The 13,377-nt window shown below is 75.4% G+C and carries 13 protein-coding genes, 1 pseudogene and 1 riboswitch; of the genes and pseudogenes, 6 read left to right on the plus strand and 8 right to left on the minus strand.

Annotated features, from left to right (window positions below; translation table 11 throughout):
* The first annotated feature begins 7 nt into the window (after window positions 1-7).
* From AB0E83_RS04125 to AB0E83_RS04135, 3 genes are all read left to right on the plus strand, one after another.
* Window positions 8-1,393: an aspartate aminotransferase family protein gene (locus AB0E83_RS04125; protein ID WP_362105531.1), complete on the plus strand. Its 1,386-nt coding sequence runs from the start codon at window positions 8-10 to the stop codon at window positions 1,391-1,393.
* A 76-nt stretch (window positions 1,394-1,469) separates the two neighbouring features.
* A complete protein-coding gene (locus tag AB0E83_RS04130; RefSeq protein ID WP_362105534.1) occupies window positions 1,470-2,099 on the plus strand; it encodes a helix-turn-helix domain-containing protein in 630 nt (209 codons plus the stop codon).
* A 19-nt stretch (window positions 2,100-2,118) separates the two neighbouring features.
* On the plus strand, window positions 2,119-2,274 hold the full coding sequence (locus AB0E83_RS04135) for a DUF6126 family protein (RefSeq protein ID WP_362105537.1): 156 nt from the start codon (window positions 2,119-2,121) through the stop codon (window positions 2,272-2,274).
* Between the two features lie 19 nt (window positions 2,275-2,293).
* On the opposite strand, the gene AB0E83_RS04140 is transcribed toward AB0E83_RS04135, so the two are convergent.
* Window positions 2,294-3,115 carry a tyrosine-protein phosphatase gene (locus AB0E83_RS04140; RefSeq protein ID WP_362105540.1) on the minus strand — a complete coding sequence of 274 codons (822 nt, stop codon included), beginning with the start codon at window positions 3,113-3,115 and terminating at the stop codon, window positions 2,294-2,296.
* A gap of 389 nt (window positions 3,116-3,504) precedes the next feature.
* A riboswitch (cyclic di-AMP (ydaO/yuaA leader) is annotated at window positions 3,505-3,667 on the plus strand.
* 4 nt (window positions 3,668-3,671) lie between these two features.
* Between AB0E83_RS04140 and AB0E83_RS04145 the strand changes: the two genes are divergently transcribed.
* On the plus strand, window positions 3,672-4,637 hold the full coding sequence (locus tag AB0E83_RS04145) for a LysM peptidoglycan-binding domain-containing M23 family metallopeptidase (protein WP_362105543.1): 966 nt from the start codon (window positions 3,672-3,674) through the stop codon (window positions 4,635-4,637).
* A gap of 171 nt (window positions 4,638-4,808) precedes the next feature.
* Window positions 4,809-5,612 carry an SGNH/GDSL hydrolase family protein gene (locus tag AB0E83_RS04150; protein WP_362105545.1) on the plus strand — a complete coding sequence of 268 codons (804 nt, stop codon included), beginning with the start codon at window positions 4,809-4,811 and terminating at the stop codon, window positions 5,610-5,612.
* On the opposite strand, the gene AB0E83_RS04155 is transcribed toward AB0E83_RS04150, so the two are convergent.
* The 5 genes from AB0E83_RS04155 to AB0E83_RS04175 are packed head-to-tail and all read right to left on the minus strand — an operon-like array spanning window position 5,599 to window position 10,737.
* A complete protein-coding gene (locus AB0E83_RS04155; protein WP_362105548.1) occupies window positions 5,599-6,462 on the minus strand; it encodes an STM4011 family radical SAM protein in 864 nt (287 codons plus the stop codon). The two genes, AB0E83_RS04150 and AB0E83_RS04155, sit on opposite strands and share 14 nt — an antisense overlap.
* Window positions 6,463-6,471: 9 nt before the next feature.
* Window positions 6,472-7,806: an STM4012 family radical SAM protein gene (locus AB0E83_RS04160; protein WP_362105551.1), complete on the minus strand. Its 1,335-nt coding sequence runs from the start codon at window positions 7,804-7,806 to the stop codon at window positions 6,472-6,474.
* On the minus strand, window positions 7,803-8,624 hold the full coding sequence (locus tag AB0E83_RS04165; protein ID WP_362105692.1) for an STM4013/SEN3800 family hydrolase: 822 nt from the start codon (window positions 8,622-8,624) through the stop codon (window positions 7,803-7,805). Before AB0E83_RS04165 ends, AB0E83_RS04160 begins: the two co-directional genes overlap by 4 nt.
* A gap of 11 nt (window positions 8,625-8,635) precedes the next feature.
* Window positions 8,636-9,781, minus strand: a complete 1,146-nt coding sequence (locus AB0E83_RS04170; RefSeq protein ID WP_362105554.1) for an STM4014 family protein — start codon at window positions 9,779-9,781, stop codon at window positions 8,636-8,638.
* Entirely contained in the window at window positions 9,778-10,737 is a 960-nt protein-coding gene (locus tag AB0E83_RS04175; RefSeq protein WP_362105557.1) for an STM4015 family protein, read from the minus strand. Before AB0E83_RS04175 ends, AB0E83_RS04170 begins: the two co-directional genes overlap by 4 nt.
* A gap of 284 nt (window positions 10,738-11,021) precedes the next feature.
* Here AB0E83_RS04175 and AB0E83_RS04180 point away from each other — a divergent pair, with 284 nt between their 5' ends.
* Window positions 11,022-11,807 (plus strand): SIMPL domain-containing protein, encoded by a 786-nt coding sequence (locus tag AB0E83_RS04180; protein WP_362105560.1) that lies wholly within the window; start codon window positions 11,022-11,024, stop codon window positions 11,805-11,807.
* A gap of 73 nt (window positions 11,808-11,880) precedes the next feature.
* Here the strand turns inward: AB0E83_RS04180 and AB0E83_RS04185 are convergent, their stop codons facing one another.
* Window positions 11,881-12,486 carry a TetR/AcrR family transcriptional regulator gene (locus tag AB0E83_RS04185; RefSeq protein ID WP_362105695.1) on the minus strand — a complete coding sequence of 202 codons (606 nt, stop codon included), beginning with the start codon at window positions 12,484-12,486 and terminating at the stop codon, window positions 11,881-11,883.
* 69 nt (window positions 12,487-12,555) lie between these two features.
* Window positions 12,556-13,333 (minus strand): annotated as a pseudogene (locus AB0E83_RS04190) (glutamate dehydrogenase); the annotation flags it as partial.
* Window positions 13,334-13,377: the final 44 nt, after the last annotated feature.

Here is a 13,377-nt window from a genome sequence, read left to right on the forward strand (position 1 = left end):
GCGGGCCATGACCGACGGCTTCGACCTGCGGGCGCTGCTCGCCGAGCGCGGCGGCGAGCGGTACGGGCTGCACGCCCGGTACCTCAACCCGCAGCTGCCGCGGATGCTGCACGCCATCGGCTTCGACAAGGTCTACGAGCGGGCCGCTGGCGCCCACTTCTGGGACGCCGAGGGCAACGACCACCTCGACATGCTCGCCGGCTTCGGCGTCATGGGCCTCGGCCGGCACCACCCCGTCGTCCGCGAGGCCCTGCACGCCGTCCTCGACGCGGACCTGCCCGACCTCACCCGCTTCGACTGCCCGCCGCTGCCCGGCCTGCTCGCCGAGCGGCTGCTCGCCCACAGCCCCCACCTCGACCGGGTCTTCTTCGGCAACAGCGGCACCGAGGCCGTCGAGACCGCCCTGAAGTTCGCCCGGTACGCCACCGGCCGGCCGAGGGTCGTCTACTGCCACCACGCCTTCCACGGGCTCACCACCGGCGCCCTCTCGGTCAACGGCGAGGACGGCTTCCGGGCGGGCTTCGACCCGCTGCTCCCGGACACCGCGATCGCGCTGGGCGACCTCGACGCCCTGGAGCGCGAGCTCCGCCGGGGCGACGTGGCCGCCTTCGTGGTCGAGCCGATCCAGGGCAAGGGCGTCCACGAGGCCCCGCCCGGCTTCCTGGCCGCCGCCCAGGAGCTGCTGCGCCGGCACGGGGCGCTGCTGATCGCCGACGAGGTGCAGACCGGCCTCGGCCGGACCGGCGACTTCTACGCGTACCAGCACGAGGACGGGGTCGAGCCGGACCTGGTGTGCGTGGCGAAGGCGCTCTCCGGCGGCTACGTGCCGGTGGGCGCCACCCTCGGCAGGGACTGGATCTTCAAGAAGGTCTACTCCTCGATGGACCGGGTCCTGGTCCACTCGGCCAGCTTCGGCTCCAACGCCCAGGCGATGGCGGCCGGGCTCGCGGTCCTGGCGGTGATGGAGTCCGAGGACACCGTCGCGCACGTGCGGCGGGTCGGCGGGCTGCTGAAGGGGCGCCTGGAGGAGCTGGTGCCCCGGTACGAGCTGCTGCACGAGATCCGCGGCCGGGGGCTGATGATCGGCATCGAGTTCGGCCGGCCGGCCTCGCTGGGGCTGCGCGGCCGGTGGGCGATGCTCCAGACGGCCCGGAAGGGACTCTTCGCGCAGATGGTGGTGGTGCCGCTGCTCCAGCGGCACCGGATCCTCACCCAGGTCTCCGGGGACCACCTGGAGGTGATCAAGCTGATCCCGCCGCTGGTGATCGACGAGGCGGACGTGGACCGCTTCGTCACCGCCTTCACCGCGGTCATGGACGACGCCCACGGCGGCGGCGGGCTGCTCTGGGACTTCGGGAAGACGCTGGTCAGGCAGGCGGTCGCGCAGCGCTGAGCCGGGCCGTCCCGCCGGTTTTTGCCTCTGGGGCAAGAAACTTGCCCCAGAGGCACGATCCTGGCGGAATGGACGCATGGACCACGTCCCCCGGGGCTCCGCCCCGGAAACCGCCGCTCCCGGTCCCGTGCCCGACGTCGCCCCGCAGCTGCGGGCGCTGCGTCGGCGCCGGGGGCTCACCCTGGAGGCCGCCGCCCAGCGGGCCGGGCTCTCCCCGGCGCACCTCTCGCGCCTGGAGACCGGGAACCGGCAGCCCTCGCTGCCGATGCTGCTTGCCCTCGCCCGTATCTACGGTACGACGGTCGCCGAGCTGCTCGGGGAGACCCCGCCCGAACGCGACCCGGTGATCCGGGCCGGCCGCTCCGAGCCGGTCGAGGCCGACGGCTGGGTCTACCGGCAGGTCGGCGGGGCGGGGCGGGCCCTGCAGTGCCTGCGCGTCCACGTGCCCTCCGCCACCCGGGCCGACATCGTGCGGGTCCACCCCGGCGAGGAGTGGATCCACGTCCTGGAGGGGCGGGTGCGGCTCGCGCTCGGCGAGACGGTGCACCTCCTCGACCCCGGGGACAGCGCGCACTTCGACTCGCTCACCCCGCACCGGATCGGCGCCGCGGGGCCGGCCGGCGCCGAGCTCCTCTTCGTCCACACCCTGATGCAGAGCCCCGTCGCCGAGCTGTGCCTCGGCGACGGGACCCCGCACCGGCGCTGACACCCCGAAAGGTGCTGCCATGTCCGACAAATCCGTATCGGTCACCGGTGAAGAGCGCGGCGAGGGCCGGTTCCCCAAGGGGCTGGTGCTCCGGCTCTTCGCCTATCTGATCGCCGGCCACCTCTTCGCCGGCTTCCTCTACCTGCTCTTCATGCTCGGGGGGCAGAACCAGTGACCCGCCGGGCGGAGACCGCTCACGCCTCCGTGAGCAGCCGCTCCCGCAGCCGCTCCCGGGTCTCGGGCGCCAGCTTCAGCCCCCGGGCGAGATAGGCGTCCACGGAGCCCCAGGTCGCGTCGATCGTCTCGAAGGCGGCCCGCAGGTACTCCACCCGCGCGTCGAAGAGCGGGCTCAGCAGCTCCATCACCTCGGGCGCCATCGCGTCCCGGGCGGTGGAGCTGCGGCGCACCTTGTACCGGCGGTGGGGCGCGTTCGACTTCACGTAGTCGGCCTCGATCGCCGCGCGCTCCACGCCCAGCGCGAGCAGGGTGACGGCGATCGAGAGCCCGGCGCGGTCCTTGCCGGCCGCGCAGTGCATCAGGGCCGGGACGGAGTCCTCGGCGAGGGAGTGCAGGACCCGGCTGTGCTCGGCGGTCCGCTCCACGACCATCCGGCGGTACGAGGAGGTCATCCGCTCCGCGGCCCGGCCGTCGCCCAGCAGCTCCCGCAGCGTGGCGAGGTCGCCCTCGCGGACCAACCGCCAGAACTCCTTGCCGTCGGCCGGGTCGCTCAGCGGTATGTTCACGTTCCGCACGCCCGGCAGCTCGACGTCCGGGCCCTCTATCCGGGCGTCGGCGGCGTTGCGGAAGTCGAAGACGGTGTGCAGGCCGAGGCCGGAGAGGAAGGCCGCGTCGGACTCGGTGGCGTCGGCGAGGTGGCCGCTGCGGAAGAGGGCGCCGGGCCGGACGAACCGCCCGTCCGTCGTCGGCAGCCCGCCCACGTCCCGGAAGTTGCGGACCTCCGCGAGCTCGGGCTCACCGGGTTCGAGGGGCTGGACCTGCGGCAACTGCTGCGTCACGGATGCTCCTGGGGTAGGCGTTCGCGGGACCGGGACGAGATCGGTTCCCCCCCGCAATCATCCCGTCGCGCGGGGCGCGGCGCACCCCCCTGACCAGTAATGGGCGATCTGTCCGTATTGATGGGTCTTGGGGTAACGCGCCCTGGTTGAAGGGGAGATGGAATTCCGCGCGTGAGCAGGGTCATAGAAGTGACGGATCGTGGCCGGCCGCCCGGTCCAACCACCGCCCCGGAAAAGGGAATCGAGGGATCGTCATCGACGGAGGGTGACCGGAATTCCGGGTCCGAAGATCGCCCCGGAATGTCCGGTGAATTCCGCGGCTTGTTCGCGCCGGCCCGGCTCGTCTAGCGTCGCCGTCAATCCGGTCGGACCGCCGAATCCTGCCACCGTCCGGAATTCGACCCCATCCCATGCGCGGCAGGAGCGGGGGACCCAAGGAAGTACGCCGGTCCCGCGACGCAGGACGGCTAGGGGTGAAGTCGCGCGAGAAACGCGGCCGGACATCTCCAGTCCGAACCCGACAGCTCACCTCGCAGGCGCCGGAGAGGAATTCGCCATGCCCGCGAAGGGTAAGCACCGCCGCCAGAAGTCCACCCTGATCACCCGGGGCCTCGCCGCCGCCGGCACCGGCGGCGCCGTCGTCGCCCTGCCGTTCATCGGCGCGACCGGCGCCCACGCCGCCGAGCAGGCCGCCCCGGCCGCCGCCCCCGCCGTGGTGCGCGTCGCCGCGCAGGCCCCGGCCCAGGCCGCCCCGGCCGAGCGGACCGCCGCCCCGAAGACGTACTCCGTCGTCGCCGGCGACTACCTCTCCAAGATCGCCGCCGACCACGACGTCGCCGGCGGCTGGCAGAAGCTCTACGCCGACAACCGCCAGGTCGTCGGCGAGGACCCCTCGCTGATCCTCCCCGGCATGAAGCTCACCCTCGGCGCCGAGAACCCCGCCGAGGCCGCCGCGCCGAAGCCCGCCGCCGCCCAGGCCGCGCCGAAGGCCGCCCCGAAGGCCGAGCGCGAGGCCGCCCCGAAGGCCGCCCCGAAGAAGCAGTCCTCCGGCGAGCAGACCCGCGCCTCGCGCTCCGCCGAGCGCGCCGCCGCCCCGGCCGCCGCGCAGCCCGCCTCCACCGGCTGGGTCGCCCCGGTCTCCGGCGGCGTCTCCACCCCCTACCGCGCCTCCGGCTCCATGTGGTCCTCCGGCTACCACACCGGCGCCGACTTCATCGCCTCCTCCGGCACCACCGTCCGCGCCGTCGGCGCCGGCACGGTCGTCTCCGCCGGCTGGAGCGGCGCGTACGGCAACGAGGTCGTCATCCAGCACGCCGACGGCAACTACTCGCAGTACGCCCACCTCTCCTCCCTCTCCGTCTCCGCCGGCCAGTCGGTCAGCGGCGGCCAGCAGATCGGCCTCTCCGGCTCCACCGGCAACTCCACCGGCCCGCACCTGCACTTCGAGATCCGCACCGCGCCGAGCTACGGCGCGGACATCGACCCGCTGGCCTACCTGCGCCAGCACGGCGTCTCGATCTGAGCCGTCCGGCGCGACGCGCCCCGCGGAGGCCCGGCACCCCTGGTGCCGGGCCTCCGCCCCGTTCCGCGCTATTCCGGCTTGGCAAATTCTTTATCGGTGGCATATATCACCCACCGTCAACCCCTCCTTACGGTCGCGTAGGTCACATCCGAAACGGAAGGATGTGCCTTCGTGGCAGACGATTCGAGAGCAACAGACAAGAACGCGTTCGGGTCATTCGGGTCGTACGCGGCGATCGGTGACAGCTTCACCGAAGGCGTCGGAGACCCCGGACCCGACGGCACCTACGTCGGCTGGGCGGACCGCTTCGCGGTGCTCCTCGCCGACCAGCTGCCGGAACCCGAGGACTTCCGCTACGCCAACCTGGCGGTCCGCGGCCGCCTCCTCGACCAGATCGTGACCGAGCAGGTGCCCCGGGCGAAGGAACTCGCCCCCGACCTGGTCACCTTCTGCGCCGGCGGCAACGACATCATCCGCCCCGGCACCGACCCCGACGACGTCGCCGAGCGCTTCGAGCGGGCCGTGAAGGACCTCACCTCCTCCGTCGGCACCGTCATGGTGACCACCGGCTTCGACACCCGCGACGTGCCCGTCCTCAAGCACCTGCGCGGCAAGATCGCCACGTACACCGCGCACGTCCGCGCCATCGCCGACCGCTACGACTGCCCGGTCCTCGACCTGTGGTCGCTGAAGTCGGTCCAGGACCGCCGCGCCTGGGACGACGACCGGCTGCACCTCTCGCCCGAGGGCCACACCCGGGTCGCGCTGCGCGCCGCCCAGGTCCTCGGCCTGCCGGTCCCCGCCGACCCCGACCAGGCCTGGCCGCCGCTGCCCGCCCGCGGCCCCCTGGAGGTCCGCCGCGACGACATCCACTGGGCGCGCGAGTACCTGGTGCCGTGGATCGGGCGCCGGCTGCGCGGCGAGAGCTCCGGCGACCACGTCGAGGCCAAGCGCCCCGACCTCATGCCCCTGTAGCCCAGGGGCGGCCGGCGGGGATCCGCTCCAGGACCCCGCCGGCGAAGACGTCGTACAGCGGCAGCGTCTCCAGGTGGACGTAGCCGATGTGGCAGTCGCAGACGGCGAGCGGGCAGGCGCGCGGCCGCAGCGCGGCACGGTACGAGCCGTCGTACAGGTTCCCCAGCTCGGCCCGGACGAAGTGGCAGCGCCGCACCGTCCCCCCGCCGTCCACCGACACCACCGACGCGCCGGTCCGGCACGGCAGCCCCGCCGAGCGGTGCGGGTGCCGGCTGTACGGGAAGAGCGGGTCGACCGCCGTCCAGGCCGCCGCCTCCGCGTCGGAGTACACGTGCCCCTCCGCCGCGTTCACCCACAGGTAGACGTGGTCCGGCAGCGCGTCCCGCAGCCGCACCGCCTCCCCGTGGTGCTCGGGCAGCCCCACGATCCCCACGCTGAACCGGACGCCCCGGGCGGCCAGGTCACGGGCCTTGCCGAGGAAGCGGTCGTACGGCGTCTGGCCCGGGTGGTACGTGCACCACAGCGCCAGCGCGTCCAGGTCGGCCCCGTCGAGCCACGAGGTCCGGCAGCTCAGATTGGTCTGGATCGCCACCCGCTCCACGTGCGGCAGCCGGGACAGCTCCACCATCGCCCGCCGGTACCAGGAGCGGACCAGCCCCTCGCCCCACGGGGTGAAGAGGATCCGCAGCCGGTCCCCGGTCTGCCCCGCCGCCCAGCCGGCGAACCGTTCGAGCGCGGCCCGGTCCGCCCGCAGCGCCTCCGGGCCGTCGCGCCGCTTGGCGAAGGGACAGTACGGGCAGGCATAGTCGCAGGAGGCCAGCGGCCCCCGGTACAGCAGCGTCAGCTCCACGACCGCCCCCTACTTCGGCTCGTACGCGGCCATCGCGGCCCGTACGGCGGGGGAGAACAGCTCCGGGCCGAGCCCGTCCGAGTGCGCGAGCCCCTCCGGCGACAGCCTGAGCAGCCCCTCCGGCGCCGACCCGTCCAGCCAGCCGTACGCCGCGAACCGCTCCAGCTCCGCGCCGAAGTCCTCCTGGACCGTCGAGCCGAACCGCTCCTCGTACCCGGCCGTCTCCATCCCCGCCGCCTGGAGCAGCGACTGGAGGAGGTGGCGGCGGCGCGCCTCCGCGCCGTCCACCCACCGGCCCACCTCGGCCCGGGAGAAGTCCGCCGTCCCGGTGTAGGCGTCGATGATCGAGCGGATCTCCCGCATGTCCACCGCGTAGTCGAAGGAGTAGTGCAGCGCCGAGGTGTACGAGCGGGCGCCGCAGCCCAGGCCGATCATGCCGTCCGTCTGGCAGGCGTGGTCGTCCGGGCCCGCCGGGACCGCGCCGGACCGCCGGAACATCCGCATCGACACCTGCTCGTAGCCGTGCGCCAGGAGATGGTCCCGGCCCTGCCGGTAGAGCCGCAGCCGCCGCTCGTCCCACTCCCGGTCCGACTCGGCCGGGGCCGAGCGGCCGAGCCCGGTCAGCGGCCGCACGTACAGCGGGTACAGGTACAGCTCCTCGGGCCGCCAGGCGAGCGCCGCGTCCAGCGAGTACCGCCAGGACTCCGCGGTCTGCCCGTCGATGCCGTAGATGAGGTCGACGTTGAGCACCGGCACGCCGGCGTCCCGGATCCGGCCGAGCGCCGCCTCCACGTCCGCGCGCCGCTGCGGCCGGACCGCCGCCCGCGCCTCGGCGTCCACGAAGCTCTGCACCCCGATGCTCAGCCGGGTCGCGCCCCGGCCGGCGAGGACCGCGAGCCGGTCGGCGGTGGCGGTGGCCGGGGAGGTCTCCACGGAGAGCGGCACCGCCCGCAGGTCCGCCCCCATCCGGTCCTCGGCGATGTCGCAGAGGCGCTCCAGCTCGGCGGCGGTCAGGAAGGTCGGCGTGCCGCCGCCGAACGCCGCCGCCGCGAACCGCACCGGCCCGCCGCCCAGCGCCTCCCGGACGGCGACGGCCTGCCGGTCGAGCGCGTCCAGGTAACGGGTCGTCAGCTCGCCGGGGGCGCCGATCCGGGTGAAGAGGTTGCAGAAGCCGCAGCGGACCTCACAGAACGGCACGTGCGCGTAGAGCGCGAGGGCGTCCTTCGGCTCGTCCGCCCAGAGCGCGGCCAGCTCCGGCCGCTCGGGCAGCGGCCGGTACGCCGTCTTGTGCGGGTAGGCGTACACGTACGAGCGGTACGGGCGCGGGTGCGGGGTGCCGGTCACGCGGCGGCTCCTTCCCCGGGGCCGTCCAGCGCGAACTGCGCGTACGGCACCGTCCACACCACCTCGTGGCCGAGCCGGTGCCCGGTGTACCCGTCGTCCCCGTAGGCCGTGCCGTGGTCCGAGCAGACGATCGCGAAGCAGCGGCGACGGCTGCTCATCGCCGCGAACAGGCGCCCGATGTGCCGGTCCACGTACTCCAGGGCCGCCGCGTGGGTGGCCCGCGAGTCGCCTGCCTCGCGGGTCGCGCCCGGCAGGTGGAACCAGTTCGGCTGGTGCAGCGCCGACACGTTCACGAAGAGGAAGAGCCGGCGGTCCCGGGGGAGTGCGGCGACCACCTCCTCCGCCCTGGCCACCTGCGCCTCGAAGGAGGTCGGCGACGCCACCCCGAACGACGGCTCCCAGTGGCTCTCCTGGAACAGACCGGGCAGCACCGAGCCGAGCGGCGGCCGCTTGTCGAAGAACCCGACGCCGCCCACGCACACCGTGCGGTAGCCCTCGGCGGCGAGCGCGGACACGAGGTCGGGGGAGTCGTACACGAAGGTGCCGTCCGCGGTGGTCTCGCTGCCCGCGAACCGGGCCGCGAAGAGCCGGGGATGCGGCCCCGGCGCGGCCGGGGTCGGCAGGAAACCGGCGAAGATCGCCTGGTGGGAGGCGTAGGTGAAGCTGCCGGGGGCGTGCCGCCGCTCCCACCGCCCGCCCGGCAGGTGCCGGGCCAGGTTCGGGATGCGGCCGGCCGCGGCCAGCTCGGCGGCCACGTCGTACCGGAGGGTGTCGAGGGTGACCAGGAGCAGGTCGTGGCTGCCGACGATCTCGTTCATGTCGGGCTGGTTCACGGGGTGGTGCTCGTTCCTGTGGTGCCGGATGTCGGTGTTCCGAAGGCGCGCAGCAGGTCGGCGACCTGGGCACCGTACGTGTCCAGGCCCTCCGCGCCGCTGCCGGGGAGGCCGGTGAGACCGGGCAGGAGGTCCCCGAAGGCGTTGACCTCGCCGACCGCGAAGCGCCGCCAGCCGGCCCCCGGCAGCAGGTCCACGCCGACGCAGCGGGTGCCCGGGAAGGCGGCCGCCGCCCGCTCGCACACGGCGAGGGCGTCCTCCCAGCGGCTCCCGGCGGCGGTGATCGCCGCCCGCGCGGCGGCCAGGTCGCCCCGGGCGCCGCCCAGGTGCAGATTGGTCATCGGCGAGCGGCTGGTGCGGACCACGGCGTGGGTGGCGCGCCCGCCGGTCACCACCACCCGCAGGTCGGCCGCCCGGCCGCCCTGCGCCGCCTTCGGCAGCCAGCGCTCCACGTGCAGCCCGTCCGGGGCGAGCGCGTCGACCAGGGCGCCGACCTCCCGCGCGCCCGTGTAGCGCCGCACCCGCAGCGAGTTGAAGAGCCGTCCGGCCCCGTCCGCCTCGACCGAGGTGGTGGCCTGCACCCGGCCCCCGCCGGCCGTCTCCACGGCCAGCACCCCGGAGGCGGAGGAGCCGTGGGCCGGCTTCACGAAGACCCGGCGCAGCCCGGCCCCGGCCATCAGCGCCACCAGGTCGTCCCAGCCCCGCACCGGCGCCCCGCCGGGACCCGAGGTCGGCGAGGCCGGCACGGGCACCCCGGCGGCGGCGAGCCGGCCGTGGGTGAGCCGCTTGTCGAAGAGGACCGCCGTCTCCGCCGGATCGTCCACCAGCACCGCGCCGGCCCGCCCGGCCTCGGCCGCGAGCCCGGCGACGGCGGCGGTGAACCGCTCGTACCAGAGCCGGCCGCCCTCCACCCGGGCCGGGTCGTCGGCGTCGCGCAGCAGCCGGTCCACCTCGGGCGCCTCCCCGGGCGAGTCGACGCGGACGGTCTCGCCCGCCGCGAGGCGGGCCCGGCCGGCCAGCACGTCGAGCCAGCTGACGACCCGCGCCCCGGGCAGCCCGGCGGCGCGCAGCGCGTCCTGGAAGAACGCGACGCGCCGCCCCGCCGGGTCGCCGACGACGACGAGGCGCGGGCCGCCGGTCATTCGGCGACGGCGACGTAGCGCCAGACGTCCCCGTCGCCGCCGTCCTCGGGCTCCTGCGGGTCGTCCAGGACGACCCGCACGCCGTGCGGGGCGAGCGCGGCCGTCAGCCGCTCCCGCATCGCCGCGGAGAGGTAGTGGTGCGTCAGGTCCAGCTCCCGCAGACGGGTGAGCGGCCGGCCGGCGAGCAGCGCGGCCGCGCCCTCGTCCGTGAGCACGCCCATGCCGAGGTGGAGCCGGTCGAGGCGGTCGACGACCGGGGCGTCCGCCACGGCGGCGGCCACCCGGTCCTGGATCACGCTGTTGCACAGCCCCAGGCTGCGCAGCGCGGGGAAGGACTCGCCGGAGAGCAGCGGCGCCAGGTCCTCGGGCGAGGAGTCGCCCCCGTAGTCGTCGGTGCCGAGCCACAGTTCGAGGCTCTCCAGCGCCGGCAGGTCGCTGCCGGCGATGCCGCGCACCACCTCGGCGCCGAGCCCGCCGGTCTCCACGACCAGGGTCTCCAGACCGGCGTGGCGCACCGACGGGAAGGCGAGCCCGGTGCCGCCGCGCACCCCGAGCTCCCGCAGCGCCGGGTAGGCGGCGAGCAGCGGCGTCACGTCGGACTGGACGATCCACGAGATCTCGCAGTCCTCGACGGTCATGTCGCCGAGGAAGACCGCCTCCAGGCCGGTCAGGCGGTCGTTCGCGCCGACGAGGGCGGTGACGATCGCGGCCGAGGAGGTGTCGTACGCGTCCTCCCAGCCGCCCACGACGATCGCGCGGACCCGGTGGGTGTCGACGGTCTTCAGGAAGTGGCCGAAGAGGCCGTCCCACTCCGGGTCCTCGGCGTCGCGGTACGTCGGGCCGGAGACCCGCCACGCCACGGCCGCCGCGTCGGGGAGGGCGTCGCCCGGCCCGGCGGCCGCGAAGTCGAAGACGGGGAGGCCGTGGAACTCCTCCAGGTGGGCCCCAATGGTCATGACGGTGCTCCAGACGACGGACGGCGGTACGGCGGTACGGACCGACGGCGGTACGGGCGGACGGCTGTACGGACTGACGGCAAGAGTTCTACCAAGTGCCACCGACAGCCGCCGCCGCAGGGCCGGGAGCGGGCCCCTCGCGCAGACCTGAACGGCCCGTCCGCCGGTACTTCGGAGAGGTGAAGGGCGGCCCCGGCCAGGAGTGGCGCCCGGGCGGCGGCGGCCCCGGGTGCTGGGATGTGCCCGCCGGAGCCACCGGCACCCCACCGTCGAAGGGACCGCCCGTGCCGCACCGCCCCGAGCCCGCCCCCCGCCGCCGCGGCCTGACCGCCGCCCGGCTGCTCGCCGCCACCGCCGTCCTCGGCGGGCTCCTCGCGGGCACCGCCGCCCCCGCGCTGGCCGCCGCGCCCGACCGCTCCGCCCCGCGCGCCGCCGCCCGGGCGGAGGCGCCCGTGACGGTCACCGTCACGGGCAGCGGCAGCGCCACCGCCGCCCCCGACCTGGCGATCGTCTCGGTGGGCGTGGAGGTCACCCGGGCGACGGCGAAGGAGGCGATGGCGGCGCAGGCCACCGCCGCCGGAACGCTGCTCGCGGCCCTCCGCAAGGAGGGCGTCGAGGACCGGGACATCCGCACCAACAGCCTCACCCTCACCCCCGTCTACGCCCCGTCGACCGGCGGCGAGTCCAAGGTGACCGGCTATCAGGCGGGCCAGACCTTCTCCGTGAAGGTCCGGGACATCGACCGGGCCGGCCAGGTCGTCGGGGCCGTCAACGGCGCCGTCGGCGACACCGGCCGGGTCAACGGCGTCGTCTTCGACGTGGCCGACCCGAAGGAGCTGCGCGCCAAGGCCCGCGAGGCCGCCTACCGGGACGCGTACGAGAAGGCATCCCAGCACGCCCGGCTGAGCGGTCACCGCCTGGGCCGGCTGGTCTCGCTCAGCGAGGGCGACTCGCTGCGGCCCGGCCAGGGAGCGCTGCCGTCCATGCCGGCCGACGAGCCGAGCGTGCCGCTCGCCCCCGGCGAGATCGAGGAGCAGGTCACCGTCTCGGCCGTCTACGAACTGCTCTGACCGCGCGCCGACCGCGAACCGCTCCGACCGCGACCGCGCGCCGACCGCGAACCGCTCCGGCCGCGGGCCGGGTTCAGGCCCCGTCCGGCGGGAGCCCCAGCTCGCGGTCGAGGACCGCGTCCGCCCACCGGCGCGTCGTCGCGCGGGAGGCGCCGCCGGCGTAGACCGTCGTCTGGACGGCGAGGCCGTCCAGACAGGCGGTGAGCCGCCAGGCGGCGCCGGCCGGGTCGGGGCAGGGGAACTCGCCGGCCGCGACGCCCTCCTCGATCACGGCGGTCAGCGCCGCCTTCCACTCCCGGTCCAGCGAGGCGGCGACCCGGCGGAGCTCCGGGTCGCGCAGCCCGGCCGCCCACGCCTCGATCCACAGCCGCCAGCCCTTGGCCTGTCCGGTCGGGGCGTACCAGCGGACGGCGGCGCGCAGCCGCCGCACCGCCGTCGAGCGGCGCCCGAGGATCCGCCGCAGCCGCGCGAGATCGCCCTCCGCCGCGTGCGCGAAGGCCGCCGCGACCAGCTGCTCCCTGGTGGAGAAGTGGTAGAGCACCAGCGCGTTGCTGACGCCGAGGGAGGCGGCCACGTCGGCGATCCGGACGGCGGCGACGCCCCGGGCCTCGATCTGCTCGACGGCGGCCCGCAGCAGCTGCTCGCGCCGCTCGGCCACGCTCAACCGCACTCTCGCCACGCCGTGCAGCCTACACAGCGCGGAACGGCGCCGAGGGCGACGCCGAGGGGCCGCGGGACCGGCCCGTCCGTACCAGCCGTACCGCTCGGCGATCACCGGCAGCCGCTCCGCCACCAGGGCGTGCGCCGCCGCGCGCGGGAGCGCCCCGTCGGCCCCGGCCCGGTCGGGCACCGTGCCGGCTAGGTTCCGCATCGCGCTCCGCACCCGGGCGAAGGCCGCCGCGGCGTCGGCCCCGACGTCGCCGAAGAGCGCCCACCACCAAATGTCGGCGCAGGAGCCGACCACCACGTCCGGCAGCACCGTCAGCCCGCGCGCGGCGAGGGCCGCCTCGGCGATCCGGCGGGCCCGGATCCGTCCCTGCTCCGCCGCGCCGATCGCGTACGGGGCGGCGGCCGGGCACCAGCACCTCCGCCTCCGCTTCCGCTTCCGCTTCCGCGGCGAGCCAGGCGTCCCCGGGCGCCTCCCGGTCCAGGGTGCCGTGCCCGTCCCGGGCGGCGATCAGCGCCTCCACGTCGAGCCCGCCCGGGTTGACGACCGTGCCGCGCACGTCCGCCGCCGCCACCACCGTCAGCCCGGCCCGGGCGAGGAAGCGGGCGGTGGCCGCGCCCATGGTGCCGAAACCCTGCACGGAGACCCGGGTGCCCGGGCACGGCCGCCCCGCCCGGTCCAGCGCCATGAGCACCGACTCGGCCACCCCGCGCCCGCCGACCAGCGCGTCCAGACCGATGCCGTCGACCTCGGCGGCGAAGGCGTCCGCGAGCCGCTTCCGGGCCGCCGCCTCGTCCCGGAGGAGCGGGAGGACGGCCTGCACCGAGGAGCCGAGCCCGGCCTCGGCCACCGCCCGGTCCCCCGTCCGGCCGCCCATAATGGAACGACCCCCAGAGATCAGGA

The sequence above is a fragment of the Streptomyces sp. NPDC035033 genome (genome assembly GCF_040636735.1).
Taxonomy (GTDB): domain Bacteria; phylum Actinomycetota; class Actinomycetes; order Streptomycetales; family Streptomycetaceae; genus Streptomyces.